Source organism: Labrenzia sp. R5_0, from assembly GCF_017743835.1.
Lineage (GTDB): Bacteria > Pseudomonadota > Alphaproteobacteria > Rhizobiales > Stappiaceae > Roseibium > Roseibium algicola.
Genome location: NZ_JAGHRK010000001.1, coordinates 825,689 through 842,955, shown reverse-complemented (window position 1 = coordinate 842,955; position 17,267 = coordinate 825,689). Strand labels below are relative to the sequence as shown.

The 17,267-nt window shown below is 59.4% G+C and carries 20 protein-coding genes; 12 read left to right on the top strand and 8 right to left on the bottom strand.

Annotated features, from left to right (window positions below):
• The first annotated feature begins 166 nt into the window (after window positions 1-166).
• The 6 genes from J7447_RS03910 to J7447_RS03885 all read left to right on the top strand — a co-directional run bounded on the left by J7447_RS03910 (window position 167) and on the right by J7447_RS03885 (window position 6,264).
• Complete coding sequence (locus tag J7447_RS03910) at window positions 167-1,381, top strand: glycosyltransferase (protein WP_022997787.1); 1,215 nt, start codon at window positions 167-169, stop codon at window positions 1,379-1,381.
• 41 nt (window positions 1,382-1,422) lie between these two features.
• Window positions 1,423-2,643: a glycosyltransferase family 4 protein gene (locus J7447_RS03905; protein ID WP_209168800.1), complete on the top strand. Its 1,221-nt coding sequence runs from the start codon at window positions 1,423-1,425 to the stop codon at window positions 2,641-2,643.
• Between the two features lie 19 nt (window positions 2,644-2,662).
• Window positions 2,663-3,790 carry a glycosyltransferase family 4 protein gene (locus tag J7447_RS03900; RefSeq protein ID WP_209168798.1) on the top strand — a complete coding sequence of 376 codons (1,128 nt, stop codon included), beginning with the start codon at window positions 2,663-2,665 and terminating at the stop codon, window positions 3,788-3,790.
• The gene (locus tag J7447_RS03895) at window positions 3,787-4,941 is read left to right on the top strand and encodes a glycosyltransferase (RefSeq protein ID WP_209168796.1); all 1,155 of its coding nucleotides are present in this window, start codon (window positions 3,787-3,789) and stop codon (window positions 4,939-4,941) included. The genes J7447_RS03900 and J7447_RS03895 overlap by 4 nt, the downstream gene beginning before the upstream one ends.
• Window positions 4,938-5,720 carry a polysaccharide deacetylase family protein gene (locus J7447_RS03890; protein ID WP_209168794.1) on the top strand — a complete coding sequence of 261 codons (783 nt, stop codon included), beginning with the start codon at window positions 4,938-4,940 and terminating at the stop codon, window positions 5,718-5,720. Before J7447_RS03895 ends, J7447_RS03890 begins: the two co-directional genes overlap by 4 nt.
• A gap of 238 nt (window positions 5,721-5,958) precedes the next feature.
• On the top strand, window positions 5,959-6,264 hold the full coding sequence (locus J7447_RS03885) for a DUF3088 domain-containing protein (RefSeq protein ID WP_152507130.1): 306 nt from the start codon (window positions 5,959-5,961) through the stop codon (window positions 6,262-6,264).
• A gap of 33 nt (window positions 6,265-6,297) precedes the next feature.
• On the opposite strand, the gene J7447_RS03880 is transcribed toward J7447_RS03885, so the two are convergent.
• Window positions 6,298-6,816, bottom strand: a complete 519-nt coding sequence (locus J7447_RS03880) for a peptide-methionine (S)-S-oxide reductase (RefSeq protein ID WP_209168792.1) — start codon at window positions 6,814-6,816, stop codon at window positions 6,298-6,300.
• A 292-nt stretch (window positions 6,817-7,108) separates the two neighbouring features.
• On the opposite strand from J7447_RS03880, the gene J7447_RS03875 reads away from it, so the two are divergent.
• Window positions 7,109-7,657 (top strand): GNAT family N-acetyltransferase, encoded by a 549-nt coding sequence (locus tag J7447_RS03875; RefSeq protein ID WP_209168790.1) that lies wholly within the window; start codon window positions 7,109-7,111, stop codon window positions 7,655-7,657.
• 245 nt (window positions 7,658-7,902) lie between these two features.
• On the opposite strand, the gene J7447_RS03870 is transcribed toward J7447_RS03875, so the two are convergent.
• The 3 genes from J7447_RS03870 to J7447_RS03860 form a co-directional block, all read right to left on the bottom strand.
• The gene (locus J7447_RS03870; protein WP_286188910.1) at window positions 7,903-8,130 is read right to left on the bottom strand and encodes a DUF2783 domain-containing protein; all 228 of its coding nucleotides are present in this window, start codon (window positions 8,128-8,130) and stop codon (window positions 7,903-7,905) included.
• Between the two features lie 3 nt (window positions 8,131-8,133).
• Window positions 8,134-9,744 carry an FAD-dependent oxidoreductase gene (locus tag J7447_RS03865; RefSeq protein WP_055659540.1) on the bottom strand — a complete coding sequence of 537 codons (1,611 nt, stop codon included), beginning with the start codon at window positions 9,742-9,744 and terminating at the stop codon, window positions 8,134-8,136.
• A 74-nt stretch (window positions 9,745-9,818) separates the two neighbouring features.
• Window positions 9,819-10,361, bottom strand: coding sequence for a VOC family protein (locus J7447_RS03860; RefSeq protein ID WP_022997798.1), 543 nt, complete (start codon window positions 10,359-10,361; stop codon window positions 9,819-9,821).
• Between the two features lie 262 nt (window positions 10,362-10,623).
• Between J7447_RS03860 and nthA the strand changes: the two genes are divergently transcribed.
• Genes nthA through J7447_RS03840 form a run of 4 tightly spaced genes read left to right on the top strand, consistent with a single transcriptional unit; the run spans window position 10,624 to window position 12,725 of the window.
• A complete protein-coding gene (nthA, locus tag J7447_RS03855; RefSeq protein ID WP_209168788.1) occupies window positions 10,624-11,265 on the top strand; it encodes a nitrile hydratase subunit alpha in 642 nt (213 codons plus the stop codon).
• Complete coding sequence (nthB, locus tag J7447_RS03850; protein ID WP_168687963.1) at window positions 11,262-11,924, top strand: nitrile hydratase subunit beta; 663 nt, start codon at window positions 11,262-11,264, stop codon at window positions 11,922-11,924. The genes nthA and nthB overlap by 4 nt, the downstream gene beginning before the upstream one ends.
• Window positions 11,914-12,264, top strand: a complete 351-nt coding sequence (locus J7447_RS03845) for a nitrile hydratase accessory protein (RefSeq protein ID WP_286185543.1) — start codon at window positions 11,914-11,916, stop codon at window positions 12,262-12,264. Before nthB ends, J7447_RS03845 begins: the two co-directional genes overlap by 11 nt.
• An 8-nt stretch (window positions 12,265-12,272) precedes the next feature.
• Window positions 12,273-12,725: an isoprenylcysteine carboxylmethyltransferase family protein gene (locus tag J7447_RS03840; RefSeq protein ID WP_022997802.1), complete on the top strand. Its 453-nt coding sequence runs from the start codon at window positions 12,273-12,275 to the stop codon at window positions 12,723-12,725.
• Window positions 12,726-12,741: 16 nt separating this feature from the next.
• Here the strand turns inward: J7447_RS03840 and J7447_RS03835 are convergent, their stop codons facing one another.
• On the bottom strand, window positions 12,742-13,632 hold the full coding sequence (locus J7447_RS03835) for a LysR family transcriptional regulator (RefSeq protein ID WP_209168786.1): 891 nt from the start codon (window positions 13,630-13,632) through the stop codon (window positions 12,742-12,744).
• A gap of 101 nt (window positions 13,633-13,733) precedes the next feature.
• Between J7447_RS03835 and J7447_RS03830 the strand changes: the two genes are divergently transcribed.
• A complete protein-coding gene (locus tag J7447_RS03830; protein ID WP_055658736.1) occupies window positions 13,734-14,021 on the top strand; it encodes a DUF1330 domain-containing protein in 288 nt (95 codons plus the stop codon).
• 179 nt (window positions 14,022-14,200) lie between these two features.
• Here the strand turns inward: J7447_RS03830 and J7447_RS03825 are convergent, their stop codons facing one another.
• From J7447_RS03825 to J7447_RS03815, 3 genes are all read right to left on the bottom strand, one after another.
• The gene (locus tag J7447_RS03825) at window positions 14,201-14,794 is read right to left on the bottom strand and encodes a class I SAM-dependent methyltransferase (protein ID WP_022997805.1); all 594 of its coding nucleotides are present in this window, start codon (window positions 14,792-14,794) and stop codon (window positions 14,201-14,203) included.
• 62 nt (window positions 14,795-14,856) lie between these two features.
• Window positions 14,857-16,035, bottom strand: a complete 1,179-nt coding sequence (locus J7447_RS03820; RefSeq protein ID WP_022997806.1) for an ABC transporter permease — start codon at window positions 16,033-16,035, stop codon at window positions 14,857-14,859.
• Window positions 16,032-17,057 (bottom strand): ABC transporter permease, encoded by a 1,026-nt coding sequence (locus J7447_RS03815; protein WP_031268102.1) that lies wholly within the window; start codon window positions 17,055-17,057, stop codon window positions 16,032-16,034. The genes J7447_RS03820 and J7447_RS03815 overlap by 4 nt, the downstream gene beginning before the upstream one ends.
• Window positions 17,058-17,267 lie beyond the last annotated feature (210 nt).

Below are 17,267 nucleotides of genomic sequence, written 5' to 3'. Positions count from 1 at the left end.
CGAGTTAGTTGCGCCAGCCGGGATTAACATTTGCCACAACCGCTTTAAAAGGGTCCGCAGACCGTTCCTTGTCGAAAGTCCCCTGTCAAGAAATATCCGCACGTGACAAGGGCCAATCAATTGAGACATAAGCCTTTCGGGGCAGTTTTACAAATTTAGGGGCAGTATGAGTTCCAAGACGCCGAAGATCCTCATTTACAGCCACGATTCCTTCGGGTTGGGCCATCTCAGACGCTGCCGGGCCATTGCGCAATCCCTGGTCGGGGACTTCGATACGCTGTCTGTCCTGATCCTGTCCGGCTCCCCGATCATCGGCAGTTTCGAGTTTCGCTCCCGTGTCGATTTCGTTCGCATTCCCGGCGTGATCAAGTTGCGCAACGGCGAGTACACTCCGTTATCGCTGCATATCAACATCGACCAGACGCTGGCGATCAGGTCATCGATCATCGAACACACTGCCAAGGTGTTCGATCCGGACATCTTCATCGTCGACAAGGAACCGCTTGGCCTGCGCGGGGAAGTGCTGCGGACGCTGGAAGCCCTGAAGGATACCGACACCCAGCTCGTACTTGGCCTGCGCGATGTCATGGACGACCCGAAGGTGCTGAAGGAAGAGTGGGACCGCAAGAACGTCTATCCGGCCCTGCGCGACCTTTACGATGAAATCTGGATCTACGGACCGGAAGATATCTGTGATCCGCTGGAAGGCATCGACCTGCCGCAATCGGTGCGCGACAAGCTGCGCTATACCGGTTACCTGCGCCGTGAGCTGCCGAAATCGGCGCTCGAAAATCCTGCACCCGCGCCGTTTGACGAAGAACCCTATATCCTGGTGACGCCAGGCGGCGGCGGTGATGGCGTTGAAATGGTCGACTGGGTGATGCGCGCCTACGAAGCCCGGCAGCGTCCGCTTTTCCCGGCCCTGATCGTGCTTGGCCCCTTCATGCCGGCGGCCGCCGCAACCCAGTTCAGCGAGCGTGCCGAACACCTGCGCGACGTCGAGATCATCCGCTTCACACCGCAGATCGAACCCTATCTTGCCAATGCTACAGCCATTGTCGGCATGGGGGGTTACAATACGTTCTGCGAGATCCTGTCCTTCGACAAGCCAACCCTGATGGTACCGCGTGTCATTCCGCGCCGGGAACAGGCCATCCGGGCTGAACGGGCCGAACAAAGCGGCCTCTTGAAGGTGTTGCCGATCGACCAGTATCCGGATCCCGACCTGATGGCTGCGGCCTTGTCCGAACTTCCGGGCATGGCTTCGCCTTCCGCAGCCGGCGTCGACAACCTGCTTGGCGGTCTGGATATCATCTCCAACCGCGTTGGAGAAATCTTCGACGAACAGCAGGCAGCCAGCCGGAAGCTGGTCAACTTCTGACCATCGCCACCCGCAAATCGCATTCTTTCAAGGGCTGACCGATGTCCCGTATCGCCGTTGTGGTCAAAGGCTATCCTCGCCTGTCCGAAACCTTTATCGCCCAGGAAATGCTTGGTCTGGAGCGGCGAGGTATCGAGATCCTGATCGTCGCCCTGCGCAAGCCGTACGACCCGTACATTCACGATCTGCACCGGCAGATTTCAGCCGAAGTCATGTATCTTCCGGAATACGTGAAAGACGACCCGGCCCGGGTTGCCCGCGCCAAACGCTGGGCGGAGAAACAGCCGACCTTTGCGGCTGCCAAGGCTCTGTTCGATGCCGATTTCGCGCATCAACCCAACGCCGACCGGCGACGCCGGTGGGCCCAGGGTTGCGTCTTCGCCCATGAACTGCCGGAAGACGTGACCTGGATCTACACCCACTATCTGCACACCCCCTGCTCCGCCTCGCGTTATGCGGCGCATCTATCCGGCCGCAAATGGTCTTTCTCCGCACACGCCAAGGACATCTGGACCAGCCCCGACTGGGACCTGAAAACCAAGATCAACGATGCGGCCTGGGGCGTGACCTGTACCGCGGTCAATGCCGAACACCTGAAAGGCCTTGCCGAGGATCCGGACAAGATCGAGCTGCTTTATCACGGCCTCGACTTTTCCGGCTTTCCGGAGCCCAAGACCAAAGCCACGACGCGTGATGGCAGTGGTGAGCCCGTGCGCCTGGTTTCCGTTGGCCGGGCCGTGGAAAAGAAAGGCTATGACGACCTTCTTGATGCTCTTGCAAAACTGCCTGCGGCTCTCAACTGGCACTTCACCCATATCGGCGGCGGAGACCTTTCCGAGCACCTGAAGGCACAGGCGGATGCGCTCGGACTGTCGGACAGGATCACCTGGCGGGGGGCGCAGCCGCGCGAGGAGGTGATCGCCACCTGCCGCGAAGCGGATCTCTTCGTCCTGCCATCGAAGCTCGCGAAATCCGGTGACCGCGACGGCCTGCCCAATGTCCTGATGGAAGCCCAGTCCATGGGCATCTGCTGCCTGTCCACCAAGGTTTCGGCGATACCCGAACTGATCCTCGACGGTGAAACCGGTGTGCTTGTTGCTCCTGGCACACCAAAGGAACTAGCCGAGGCCATGCAGCGCCTTATTACCGCCCCCGAGACCCGTCACGGTCTCGGTCTTGCCGCGGCCAAGAGGGTCAGAACAACGTTCTCGACAGACCCCGGCCTCGACCGCCTTGCCGACAAGTTCCGCAAAGTCCTTTAGGCAGAACGCCAGGAAAACCATGAAAATTGCCTTCACTGCCCCGATGAAACCCCTGGATCATCCGGTCCCGTCCGGTGACCGGACCATGGGACGGTTGATCGTGAAGGCTCTGGAAAGTCTGGGGCACGAAGTGACGATTGCCAGCCGTTTCAGGTCCTGGCGCAAAGATGGCAGCGACGGCATTCAGTCAGAGGTACGGAGTGAGGCGCTGGCAGAGGCAGACCGGATAAGCGCCGACTGGCAACAGTCAGGCTATCGGCCGGATCTCTTCCTGACCTATCATCTCTATCACAAGGCGCCGGACTGGATCGGCCCGGCGCTTGCCGACCGGTTCGACCTTCCCTATGCGATCGTTGAAGCCAGTCGCGCCCCGAAACGGCAGCAGGGCGACTGGACCTTCGGGTTTGCTGCCGCGGATGAAGCCTTGAAGCGCGCTGATGCCGTTGCCGCCATCCACAACGCTGATGCCGAATGCCTTGCGGCGGTCGTGCCGCATCGTTGCCTGTCGGTCCTTCTGCCGTTTCTGGATGCCGATCCCTTTCTCGCCGCATCGACCAATGCCAAGCCGCTTGCGGCAAGTCCTTTGAAACTGCTCTCCGTGGGCATGATGCGCGAAGGTGACAAGCAGCGCTCTTACGAAGTGCTTGCCGCGGCACTGGTCGAACTTCGGGACCTGCCCTGGCATCTGACGCTCATCGGCGACGGCCCGATGCGCGATCAGGTCCTTGGCCTGTTTCCACCCGAACGGATTACCTGGCTCGGCGCCCTTGCCGGTGAAGACCTGCCAGCTCAATACGCGCGGCACGACCTTTTCGTCTGGCCCGCAATCCGGGAAGCATTTGGTCTCGTGTTTCTGGAAGCGCAGGCAGCAGGCGTCGGCGTGATTGCCGGTGACACCTTCGGTGTTCCCGACATTGTCCGTGATGGCGAAACCGGTTTGCTGTCACCCGAGGGCGATGTATCCGCGCTTGCCGCCAACCTCAGCCGAGCCATGCGGGAACCGGCGCTTGTGGACAGGCTTGGCCTGGCAGCCCGCCACCACATCCTTCATTTCCATACGCTTTCGGCAGGCGCTGCCCGGCTGGAAGCACTTGCCGAAAAGGCCATGCGGAACCACTTGAGCCGCCGGGAGACGAAAGACGCATGAGCTTCAAGGCCCTCATACATGTTCAGCATCTGCTCGGGACAGGCCATGTCGTGCGCGCCGCGGCCATCGGCAAGGCACTGGCCGCCGAAGGCGTTGAGGTGACACTTGCCAGCGGCAACACAATACCGCCGACACTCGACACCGGATCACTGAAGATCGTCGAACTGCCAGCCTGCAGAAGTCCGGATGCGACCTTCAAGCGTCTTGTGACTTTGGACAATGAAGATATTGACGATGCTTGGAAAATCGCCCGCGTTAAAGCATCGATTCAAGTTCTTGAGGCCGACGACTTCGACCTGCTCCTGACCGAGACCTACCCCTTCGGTCGTCGCCAGCTTGACTTCGAACTGGCCCCTCTTCTGGAAACCGCCAAGGCGAGCAGCAAGGTCCCGCTGATTGCCACTTCCATTCGCGACATTCTGGTGCGCAAGAAGCAGCTCTGGAAAGAACGCTGGATGGCGGACCAGGCGCTGAAATTCTACGACCGGATCCTGATCCATTCCGATCCGGACTTCATCCGCCTTGCAGACAGTTTCCCCTTTGCCGAAGAGGTCGACCATCTGGTTCGCTACACCGGTTATGTCGGCGGTGATCCACGGCCTGCTGTGGAAGGACCGGACGGCGAGGACGAGGTGATCATTTCCTGCGGTGGCGGCGCCGTTGCCGAAAGCCTGCTGTCGGCGGCACTGGAAGCCAGACCACTGTCGCGCCGCGCGGAGGACACGCCGTGGCGGGTGCTGATCGGACACGACATTTCCGACGACGCCTTTGCCATTTACCGGCAAAGCGCGGTGGATGGCGTCATTGTCGAGCGCGCCCGGCGCGACTTTCCGGACCTTTTGAAACGGGCGCGCCTTTCCGTCAGCCAGGCGGGCTACAACACCGTGCTCGACATTCTTCAGGCCGGTGTTCCGGCTGTCTTCGTGCCCTTTGCCCAAATCAACGAGACCGAACAGACACAACGCGCGGAAGCGCTTGCCAGCCATGGACGGGCGGTCGTTACGCCGGAAGCAGACCTCACACCAGAGCGGCTTGCCGCTGCCATAGACGATGCTCTGGCTCTTCCGCGCAGCAAGCACACCGTCCGCCTGGGTGGTGCGGAGGAAAGTGCCCGTGTCCTGCTTCAAGACCTGAAAGACCGGATGTCATGACCACTGACCCGCAGCGCTTCCGGCAGGAGCTTACCGATCATCTCGACTGGTTTGCCGAACGCGGCCGCAAGGTCCGCTTCTGGTGGCGCGATGACGACGCTATCGAACCGACACCAGCTCTTGAACGCATGTTGTCGCTTGCCAACACCCACACGGTCGATCTGGCTTTCGCGGTCATCCCCAAGATGGCGACGAAAGCCCTTGCGGAACGGTTCGCCGATGAACCACATGCGCTGGTTCTGCAACACGGCTGGCAGCACAAGAATTTCCAGCGGAAGGACCTCGGCGAAAAAGCAGCCGAGCTTGGTTCCCGGCAGGATCCGGACGACCTGATGGCCGAGCTCAAGGCAGGTCATGACCGCCTGTGGGAACTCTTTGGCGACAAGTTCGTGAAGGCCATGGTGCCGCCCTGGAACCGGATCGATCCTGAAATCTCCCGCCGCCTGCCCGGTATCGGCCTGTCGGGTCTTTCGACCTTCACCTGGCACAACTTTCCGCGTCCGCATCAGCTCCAGTCACACATCGACATCCTGAAATGGAAAAAGCAGGTGCGCTTCATCGGCTGGGAAAGCGCGCGGCTGCGCTTCGACCTGCAGCTTACCCGCCGGCGCAACACCGGCGCCGAGCCTGTCGGCCTCCTGACGCACCATCTGGTGCATGACGACGGCTGCTTCGAGTTTCTGGAGATCTTTCTGGAGATCACCGCTCATCATGAAGGCGCGGAATGGCCGGACGTGAAAAGCCTCTTTGGCGAGAACGGTTCCTGGCCGTTCGGGTGAGAGCCTCTGTCTGAGGCGAGAGGCGCCAGACGAGCAAAAGTTATGCGTCTCCCCGGCCAAGCACCGCGCAGATCCGGGGTCTACTCTCTGCGGTCGCCCTGGGTGGCCTTTTAGGGGTGACCTACTCCTGCCAGATGGTCTGCCTTACCAGAATGGATCAGGAGCTTGCAGCTTGGGCTGGTCTGCCGCATAGCTGCGCCAGATCCAAATCCGGTGAGTCGACGCAAAGGCCCAAGGCATGAAAGACACGCTCTACATACTCGCCCCTGGATTCGAAGACCCCGCCTATCCCGGCAAGACCTTCTATTGCTGGCATTGCGCGCTCATGGAAGGCGTGCTCGCCTCGTTTCCGGAGCTTGCGGACCGGCTTGACGTTCGCCGCATTGCCTGGCCGAAACCGCGCAGGGAAGTGGCCGAACTTCTGGGGGAAGACAATCAGTCCCTGCCTGTGCTGGTGCTCTCCGAAGGCGGCTTCATCAATGACAAGGACGCGATCCTCGCCGCCCTCACCGAGCGCCACGGCTTTCCGCATCCTCATCCCTGAGAGACAAAAATCAGACCTGTTTAAAGTCTTCGTCTATTCCGCGGCTTCCAGTCGTTCCGGCTTCAGAGCAGCAGCAAATTGTTTGCGCAGGAGGGCGAGCTTCGGGTCGATATAGGTCTTGCAGAACGGGCGTTCCGGTCCCTTGGCATAGTAGTTCCGGAACTGTTCGTCCGAGGCCTTGAACTCGGCAAGCGTCATTACCCGCGTCACTAGCGGTTCGTCAAAGCGCTGCTGCAAGGCGCGCATCAGCCTTCCGACCTTCACACCTGTACCGGCGTCATAAACGTAGACGGCACTGCGATACTTGCCGCGCATCTTGTGGTGGGAGGTGCTGGAGTGGGTACGCAGATGGATCTCGAGCAGGACCTCCAGCGGCAGCACGACTGGATCGAAGGTCACCACCACCGCTTCTGACCAGCCATTTTCTGGCGGATCGGAGCGGATGAAGCCCTGTTCCACCTTCGAAATGCCAGCAATTGCCTGAAAGACGGCCTCCGTGCACCAATGGCACCCGCCGCCCAGCCCGATTTTCACCCCGGCCTCCAATGTCATGATCGATGCTCCCAGTGTGACGTCAGGCATTTCGTTTGCAAAACGGCTTGGCGGAGATTCCCCCAGACGAGATCTTATGCCGTCAATTGACAGACAGCGCACAACATAAGATTGTGAGGCATGATCAATCGCGCGACCCTTCATCTAACCGTGGTGCATAACGTCGTTCCCGCAGGGGACGCGAGGGGATCACTGTTGGCTGAAGACATCTAGCCGGATCGCATCGCAACCCTGCTTCGAAGAGCAGGGTTTGTCAGATGCCTGCTCTCTCGATCCAACGAATGAGAGCAAAATGAGCATTTCAGACATCCCCGCGGAATTTGCACCGGTCTCCAGGCCAGGTAGCTGGCCCGAAGGCCTGAGTATACGCGCCGAAACACCGGACGACGTGGACGGTTTGACCGTCCTGCAAGGTCTGCCGAAGTTCCGGGCAGGTACCTTGCGCCTGCCCTATCCCAGGCGCAAGGACGTCGAGGCCCGTGTGAACCAGTCCTCTCCGGACAAGGTGTCCCTTGTCGGCATTTTGGGCGGGACGCTGGTCGCCGCCGCCGGTTTTGCCCGTTCCGCCGGACGGCGCGGACATGCGGCCAGTCTGGGCATGGGCGTACACGACGATTACACCGGACGCGGGATCGGCCGGGCGATGCTGACAGAGCTGATCGAAATAGCGGACAACTGGATGAACATCCGCCGCTTGGAACTGACCGTCTTCACCGACAATGAAGCCGCCGTCAGGCTCTATCAGACACTTGGCTTCGAAATAGAAGGCACCCACAAGGACTTTGCCTTCCGCTCCGGGTCGTTTATCGACGCCTATGCGATGGCGCGGCTGAGGGTGTGAGTGAAAGGCACCTGCTTCCGATCTTTTTCCTTGTCGTCCCGGTTTGCCGCACAAGCGGCAAGACCGGGACCCAGTATCCGCGAGACCCGGCCGAAAACCACGGCGGGGTCAGCAGATTACTGGATCCCGGCCTTCGCTGGAATGACAGGTTCCTCATGCTGGACATTGCAGAAAATAAAGGGTTTTGAAGCCATCCGGACAACAGCCACGGCAACGCGAACCACACGTGCTCCAGCCCCTTCTGCTCAGGCCGCTTCCCTTTTCTCCGCCGCCTTCGGATTGGCCGCAAAATCGATAGCGGCTTTGAGGACATCCGGATCGCCGATCTGGTTGGCGAGGATGAGGATCAGCCTGGCATTCATGCAGTTTGCTTCCTCGTCACTCATATGGCGCTGACTGGAGACCAGATACTCATAGAAGCCGTCCGGATCGGGAAGGTTTCGTGTCAGGTTCAGCTTCAGATTCAGGGGCATGGTTCATGCGCCTCCCATCGCGGTTTTCAAGGCGGCTTCCACCTTGTTGTCGTTGAAATAGCGCCAGCGAGCGGCAACATGCTGGTCCGGGCGGATCAGGTAGACCGTTCCGGGAGCCGCGTCGTAACGGGCTGCAAGTGTTCCGTCCTTGTCCTGCAGGTCCTTGCCCACACGCAGGACCCGGGCCTTGACGTTGCCGGCTGACACATCTGTTGCGGCTTCATCGCCAAAGACAAGCAAGGTGAACCCGTCGCCGATCTGGTTCAGGAACCAGGCCGCCTCGCCGTTCACGTTCACAGGTGCGTCCGCACAGCACGTGCCCGGGGACATCTTGCCTGCGAAACTGGATTCGTCGGCCGTGTTGAGCGTGCTTTCGACATAAGGTGTGGGCGCCGACAGACGTCCGGAGTTGACCAGCGGCTTGGCAAAGTCGGTCACCTCGGAAAGATCCAGAACCGCGTCCCGGAACCGGCGAGAGGCCTCGTTTTTCGGTGTGATGAAATCGGTGGACCTGGTCGAGTTCAGCAGGTTGTCGTCCGCCGCGAAGGCTCGCTCCGTGTGGTAGCTGTCGATGAGGCTTTCCGGGGCGTCTCCGTCCAGCACCAGTTTCAGCTTCCAGCCCAGATTGTCGATGTCCTGCACGCCGGTGTTGGCGCCGCGTGCGCCGAAGGGTGAAACCTGATGGGCAGCATCGCCCGCGAACAGTACCCGGCCATAGCGGAAGTTATCGATCCGCCGGCAGGCGAACTGGTAGACGGAGGCCCATTCCAGCTCGAACTCCTTGTCCTCTCCCAGCATCGCCTTGACGCGCGGAATGATGTTTTCCGGCTTTTTCTCTTCTTCCGGATCGGCCTCCCAGCCAAGCTGAAAATCCAGCCGCCAGACATCGTCGCACTGCTTGTGCAGAAGAGCAGACTGCCCCCGGTGGAACGGCGGGTCGAACCAGAACCAGCGCTCGGTCGGAAAATCGGCTTTCATGATGATGTCGGCGATCAGGAAACGATCCTGGAAGAACTGGCCGGAAAAGCCTGCCCCGACCATCTTGCGTGTGTCGGAGTTGGCGCCATCGCAGGCAACCACCCAGTCTGCTTCCATCTTGAAGACGCCGTCAGGCGTTTCGACGGTCAGCACGACATGATCGTCCCCCTGCTGCAGGTTCAGGAGCTTGTGCTTCCAACGCAGGTCGATGAGGTTCGATTTCTGAGCCTCGTCGACCATGTATTCCTCCAGATAATATTGCTGGAGGTTGATGAAGGCCGGGATCTTGTGGCCGTCTTCCGGCAGAAGGTCGAATGTGTAGGCAAGGTCGTCGCGGAAGAAGACCTTACCGATCTTCCATTCGATACCCTTGTCGATCATGCGTGTGGCGCAGCCGAGCCTGTCCCAGATCTCCAGCGGTCGCTTGGCGTAACAGACTGCGCGCGAGCCGATGGAAACGGTGTTGTTGTCGTCCAGAACGACGGTGGGGATGCCCCGCTGGGCGAAATCAAGCGCAGCCGTCAGTCCGATCGGCCCAGCTCCGATCACCACCACCTTGTGGCGCTTGACCGTACCTGTCTGCTGCTCCTCCGACTGACGATAACTGTATTGCGGATATTGATAGGTCTGAAACATCGGGCTCTCCTCCCAGATCCGCCAAGGCGGCATCAATCGAACGGCATTTGCCGCACTGGCGGCATGTGTCTTGCTCACACATCGGCCAGCTCTTTGGCGTGCAGCCATTCAGCGTGTTTCGGGGCCCTTTTGGTCTTCGACCATTCTTCCAGCATCTGCCACTTGACCTCGTCCAGGCGAGCCAGAAGTTGGTCTTCTTCGGGATCCGGGCAAGCCAGTTCGACACGGTGACCGTTGGGGTCGAAGAAATAGATGGAGTGGAAGATTGAGTGGTCGGTCACGCCCAGAACCTCGACACCGTTCTTTTCCAGGTGGTCCTTGAACGCAATCAGCTCGTCCCGATCCTTCACCTTGAAGGCGATATGCTGCACCCAGCGCGGCGTATTCGGGTCAAACCCCATCTCGGGTTTGGTCGGCAGTTCGAAGAACGCCAGGACATTGCCGTTTCCAGCATCCAGGAAGACGTGCATGTAGGGATCGGGATCGTGGGTAGAGGGCACATGATCTTCGGCGATCGCCAGAACAAAATCCATGTTCAGCATCTTGCCGTACCATTCCACGGTTTCCTTGGCGTCCTTGCAACGATAGGCGACGTGATGCATCTGCTCGATCTTCATGGGACCGCTCCTCCAAATTAGTTACATATGTAACCATATAGCTCCACAGCCTACCCGCCTTGATCTAAGTCAAATTGGTTACATTCGTAACTAATCTGAAGGCCAATCCACGCAACACCGTCACCCCGGACAAATGCGACCAAGTCGAGCACCGATCCGGGATGACAAACCCTCCTCAAAATCAGGCGATCAACCTCGTGTTGGAATTGACAGGCCAGGACCTGCGTTCTCATATGAGGTACCTGCCAGCGAGGAGCTTTCCATGTCCGCTCACGAGCACGATCATTCCCACGATCACGACCATTCCGAATTGAGCGAAATAGAGCTGCGTGTACGCGCTTTGGAAACGCTGCTGACGGAAAAGGGATATATCGATCCCCCTGCCCTGGACGAGTTGATCGAGACTTACGAAACCAAGATCGGCCCCAAGAACGGCGCTCGCGTTGTTGCGCGGGCCTGGGCGGATGCGGACTACCGGAACCGGCTCCTGCAAGACGCGACCTCAGCGATTGCCGAGTTCGGTTTCACTGGCCGTCAGGGTGAACACATGGTGGCGGTCGAGAATACCGACCAGACCCACAACATGGTCGTTTGTACACTGTGCTCCTGTTATCCTTGGACAGTGCTGGGCTTGCCGCCTGTCTGGTACAAGTCCGCTCCCTATCGGTCCCGCGCCGTGCGCGACCCGCGAGGTGTTCTGGATGAATTTGGCGTAAAGCTGCCAGATGATACCGAAGTTCGCGTCTGGGATTCGACTGCTGAAATCCGCTATCTGGTGATCCCCAAACGCCCTGCGGGAACAGACGGGTGGAGCGAGGAACGTCTGGCGGATCTCGTCACCCGCAACAGCATGATCGGTACCGGCCTGGCGCTCGATCCTTCCGAACTGGAGGATGCGGCATGAACGGCGCCCAGGATCTTGGCGGACAGATGGGCTTTGGCCCCATCGAACTGGAAGAAAACGAACCCAACTTCCATGCCAAATGGGAAGAACGCGCGTTTGCGGTAACGCTGGCCATGGGCGCAACCGGCTCCTGGACGCTTGATGCCTCGCGCTTTGCCCGCGAATCCTTGCCGCAAGTTACCTACCTGACCTCCAGCTATTACGAGATCTGGACCAGGGGCCTTGAAAAACTTGTGCTGTCCAATGGCCTCGTTACGGAAGAGGAACTGAAACAAGGCCGGAAACTTGAAGCCGCGAAGCCGGTCAAGCGCGTGCTCTCGGCAGACGCTGTTGCCGGAGTTCTGGCCAAGGGCGCACCGGTCGACCGAGAGGAACATCAGCCCGCCCGTTTTCGTGTCGGTGACAAGGTCCATACGCGGCGCATGAACCCCGAACACCACACCCGCCTTCCCCGCTATGCCCGCGATGCTGTCGGCACGATCGAGGCCATTCACGGCGTTCATGTGTTTCCGGATACCAACGCGCACGGCGAAGGCGAACAGCCGGCCTGGCTTTATGGTGTCCTCTTCAAGGGGACCGACATCTGGGGTCCTGACAGCGATCCCAAGCTTTCCCTGCGTATCGATCTCTGGGAGCCTTATCTTGACCTTGCCCGATAAGTTTCTCGAAACGCCGCGTCTGCCGCTGGATGAAGACGGCGGGCCGGTGTTCGGAGCTCCGTGGGAAGCCAGGGTTTTCGCCATGACCGTGAAAGCCCATGAAGCCGGAGTGTTTACCTGGGGCGAATGGGCTGAGGCTCTGGGCGCCGAGCTTGCCAAGGATGGCGACGGAAGCGGCGAGACCGAAGGCTATTACGACCGTTGGCTGGCGGCCTTCGAAGGTCTGCTCACAGCCAAGAACATTGCCGCAGCCGGACAACTTGCAGACCTGCGCAAGGCCTGGGACAACGCGGCCAGGGCCACGCCGCACGGCGCACCAATCGTTCTTCAGAGGTCCTGAGGACGACCATGCGCCTGTTGCTTCCCCCTCCGGTCGTCGTCGGCATCGGACTGCTTCTGCTGTATGCAGGCGCCAGGCTGTTCCCGGCGCTGAACCTCACCTTTTCAGGTCAGACTTCGATCGCCGCGGTGTTCCTCATCGCCGGACTGGCAATTGGCGGACACGCGCTTTTTCGCTTTGTCATGGCGGGAACGACCTTCAACCCCATAACGCCGGATAAAGCCAGAACTCTGGTGACCCGAGGTTTCTACAGGGTGTCGCGCAACCCGATGTATGTCGCCGACGTTTTGCTGCTGCTGGCATTCGGCATCTACCTCGGCACAGCGACGGTTTTCGCCGTCGTTCCGGCTTTTGTCTGGTACCTGACCGAATTCCAGATCAGGCCTGAAGAAGAGCATCTGAAGCGCCTGTTCGGTCAGGAGTATCTCGACTATTGCGCGCGCGTTCGCCGCTGGCTCTGACAGCTGGCAACGTCACTCAATTCCCGAGGTAGAGACTGCTCTTTTCCTTGAAGGCGTCGGCCGCAAAGCGAAGAAAGGTTCGGACCCTGGTGACGTTCTTCAGGTCCGGATGGGTCAGGATCCAGATATCGAAGTAACGGCTCGGTTCGACGCCCGGCAGGCGGATCAAGTCGGGATCAGGATCCCCCAGAAAGCAGGGCAAACGGCCGATGCCCATGCCGGCCCGTACGGCCGCATGCATCGTGATCATGTCGTCGGTGACCGTTGCCACCTCGCCATTGGGGTACCGATCGCGCATTTCCTTCGGCACCTTGTTGCCCCACCATTTGAAAGCGATGAAAGGCACTGCCTGCGATGTGACCGTTTCGAGCGCCGCGTCCCGGTATCGGCGGGCAAAGTCTCGCGACACGTAAAAACAGCGGTTCTGGCCTGTGGCAAGACGGCCAAACAGGCTTTCATCGGGCTTGTCGGTGACACGCACCGCGATATCGGCCTCGCGCCGGTGCAGACTCAGAATTTCGTTGGCCGCATTCATGGTGACGTCGATGCCCGGGTGCCGCTCCTTGAAGCGCGCGACAATCTCGGCCAGTTGCACCTGGAAAATTAGCTGTGCTGCCGTGACACGCAGCGGGCCTTCGAGTTCGGCATCCTTGGCGGCAATGCGCATGTCCAGCGCAAGCACTTCCAATTCCATCCGGCGGGCGGCTTCAACCGCCTCTTCGCCGGCGGTGGTCGGCGTGAACCCTTCCGGAAGACGGTCGAACAGACGTGCGCCGATTTCCTCTTCCAGCGCAGACAGCCGCCGCGACACCGTAGAATGCGTCACACCAAGGCTGCGGGCGGCCTTGGTCAGGCTGCCGGCATTGGCAATGGCGAGCACGAATTTCAGATCATCCCAGCTATACATGGCATGTGCATTTTTGCACAGTTCGGTTACGAATTTGAAGAATTTTTCGCAAACCGCCTCTGCGATACGATTCTGGCATCTCAAACAAAGGAGACTAAGAGATGTCCATTCAAGCGATTGCCATGATCACGGTGACGGATCGCGAAGCGCTCGGCGCCTATCGTGAAAAAGCTGCAGACGCTCTCGCCCGCCATGGCGGCAGCGTCATTGCAGCGGATCCCGAACCTCTGGTCCTGGAAGCGGCTATCGATGCGCCGAACATGGTTGCCCTGCTGTCCTTCCCCACTCCCGATGCCGCCAAGGCCTGGCATCGCGACCCGGACCTTGCCGATGTGCACGCCCTTCGGAACAAGGGCGGCAAGTCCACGATTGTCGTGCTTCCGGGTTGATCACCTGTCACTGGGCAAATCGTCCTCCCGAGGAGGATCACCAAGTGCACTCCAGGAACGGGGGAGCCGCTGCCTGAGCACGCCGCCCCCCCTGGAATCAAAACAGTCCTGCTTCCTCAGACCGAAGAAGCAGGACTGTGTTCGCCATATTCAATGCTGATTTTCGGGCTCTCCGGTGCTTATCGCACCGGCTTCACCAGGCGCATGCGCCAGGTGACGCCTTTCTTGTCGGAGACGAGACGATAGTCATCAAGCACTTCCCACTTGCTGGTATCGTCGGTTGCTTCCCAGAGCTTGTTGATCAGCTTGTTTGCACCTGACTCCGGCTTTTTCGGTGAATACATCGACAGCGCGATAACACCGTTTTCCTTCAGGAACGGGACGTAGCGGGCAACGACGGCAGCCGGGTCATCCGCGAAGTGAAGAACCTCGTTGAAGACAATGGCGGAGAACGTTTCACCTTCCTGCGCTTCGAACGTGTGCATGTCGCCTGCCCGGAGGCTGGCGATGGCCGGGTCGACATTCGCGATCTGCAGGGAAGCCGGGGAAAGATCCATGCCGACATAGCGCTTGACGCCCATGGGCTGCAAACGCTCGTAGAGCAGGCCTTCGCCGCAGCCGATATCGAGAACGTCATCCATGGAGCCGGTCAGGCTCAGCCACATGCCGATAATGCCGTATCGGCCGCTTTCAGGCAGCGAGCGCAGGAAGGCCCAGCGACCGGCTTCATATTCCTCGTCCCAGCCAGCGGCGGTGGTGGCATTCTTCGACATTGTGACTTCCTAACAGCAAGACGGGCCAGAACGGCCCGCCGGTTCTTCAGATTTCAGATGCATCACTTATAGGGATCTGCCGCGTCGCGCAAACCATCGCCAAGGAAATTGAACGCCAGGACGACAATGATGATCGGCAACACCGGAGCCATCAGCCAGGGATAGACGGTCACCACCGAAATGTTCTGCGCTTCGTTCAAGAGAACACCCCAGGAAACCGCCGGCCGACGCAGGCCGAGGTTAAGATAGGACAGCGCAGTCTCACCCAGGATCATGGACGGGATCGACAGCGTCGCCGACGCGATGATGTGGCTGGTGAAACCCGGCAGCAGATGCCGCGTGATCACGCGCTTCGGCTTGGCCCCCATCAGGACCGCCGCCTTGGCGTATTCCTCTTCACGCAGGGACAGCAGCTTCGACCTGACGGCACGCGCTAGCCCGGGCCAATCCAGCAGACCAAGGATGATCGTCAGGCCGAAATAGATCCAGACGGGGCTCCAGGTGACAGGCAGCGCCGCAGAGAGTGCCATCCACAGAGGCAGTTCGGGAAGAGAGCGCAGGATCTCGATCGCCCGCTGGATCAGACTGTCGATCCAGCCGCCGAAATAGCCGGCGATCCCACCGAAGAAGAGCCCTAGAACGATTGAAATCACGACGCCGATCAGACCGACAGTGAGTGACAACCGGGCGCCGTAGACCAGTCCCGAGAACTGATCGCGGCCAAGCCGGTCCGTCCCGAACAGGAACATCGTGCCGCCTTCCGCCGGGCACACAAGGTGGAAGGACGCGTCCCAAAGCCCCCAGAACTTGTATTTTGCGCCGCTGCAGAAGAAGCGGAGCGGCTGGACATTGTTCGGATCGTCCTTGAACACCCATTGCAGGGTTTCCATGTCGATTTCCGAGGTCATGCCGTAGACGAACGGGCCGACGAGCTTGCCTTCGTGAAACAAGTGGATCGGTTGCGGCGGAGCATAAAGATGCATGCTGTCGCGGCTGTTGGCGCCATAGGGTGCAATTACTTCGGCAAAGGGAACGCAAAGATAGAACAGGATCAGGACCACGCCTGACCAGACCGCTATTTTGTGGCGCTTGAATTTCCACCACATGATCTTCCATTGGGAAGCCTGGTAGAAGCGCTCCTGCTCGGCGGTCATCTCCTCGGTGACGGCCGGGTTGAACGGCGTCGGATCGACGTAATGCTCGACTTCGCGCGTGGGCGTATTCTTCACGTCCATGGTCATGACGAGGCCCTCCCGCCAAGACGAATGCGCGGATCGAGAACTGCCAGCAGCAGATCGGAGATCAGCATGCCGATCAGCGTCAACATGGCAACGAACAGCAAAATGAACCCTGACAGGAACTGATCCTGCGATTGTAACGCGGACACAAGAACCGGACCGACTGTCGGAAGGCTCATCACCACCGAAACGATCACCGAGCCAGAAACAAGCGACGGGATCAGGTTGCCGATGTCGGCGATGAACGGGTTGATGGCCATGCGCAGGGGATATTTGACCAGCAGGTGGTTTTCCTTCAGCCCCTTCGCCCGGCCCGTGGTGACATATTGCTTGTGAAGCTCGTCAAGCAGGTTGGCGCGCAGGCGCCGGATCATGGCCGCCGTGCCGGAGGTCCCGATCACGATGGTCGGGACGATCAGATGCGCCAGCACCGACATCGCCTTGTCGAAGCTCCAGGGCTGATCGATGTACTGAGGATCCATCAGGCCACCGACGGACAGGCCGAACCAGCGATTGAAGAAATAGAGCAGAATGAGCGCAAGCAGAAAATTGGGGGTGGCAAGACCGATATAGCCCAGGAAAGTGAACCCGTAGTCCCCCCAGGAATACTGACGCGTTGCAGAAAAAATACCGATGGGGAACGACACCACGTAGACGAACAGGATCGTCGCGAAGTTCAGGACCACGGTCAAGGGAAGTGTCGGTCCTATGACCTGCTCCACCGGCTTGTCGAATTCGAACGACCAGCCCCAGTTGCCTTGGATCAACCCGTCGAAACCGTGAGGCCCCGGCCAGAGGCCGACCCAGATGAGATAGCGCTCCATGAAGGGACGATCGAGAGAGAATTCCTTTCGCAGGAACTCGAGCTTGGCAACCGAGGAACTTTCACCGGAGGACTTCAGGGCAGCAATCTGGTTGGAAATGTAATCACCGGACGGCAACTCGATGATGAAGAAAGTCAGCAGACTGATCACCAGCAAGGTGGGACCCATCATCAAAATACGTCGGACAATGTAATAGAGCACCTAAACTCCCCTCAGCCCCGGCACTTTGCGCAAATCAGGCTCTGATTTCTGCACTTAAAGTCAAATTCGGTTTCGATAGTATGACGTTTTTCAACCAAGAGTCAGTCCCCGGAAAAACGTCTGGCGGAACGGGCCGGATCAAGTCAGCCAGTCGCCTTTAAAGCGTTCGGTTCGGATAATCTTCCGAACCGAACGATATCTCTGGCAGTT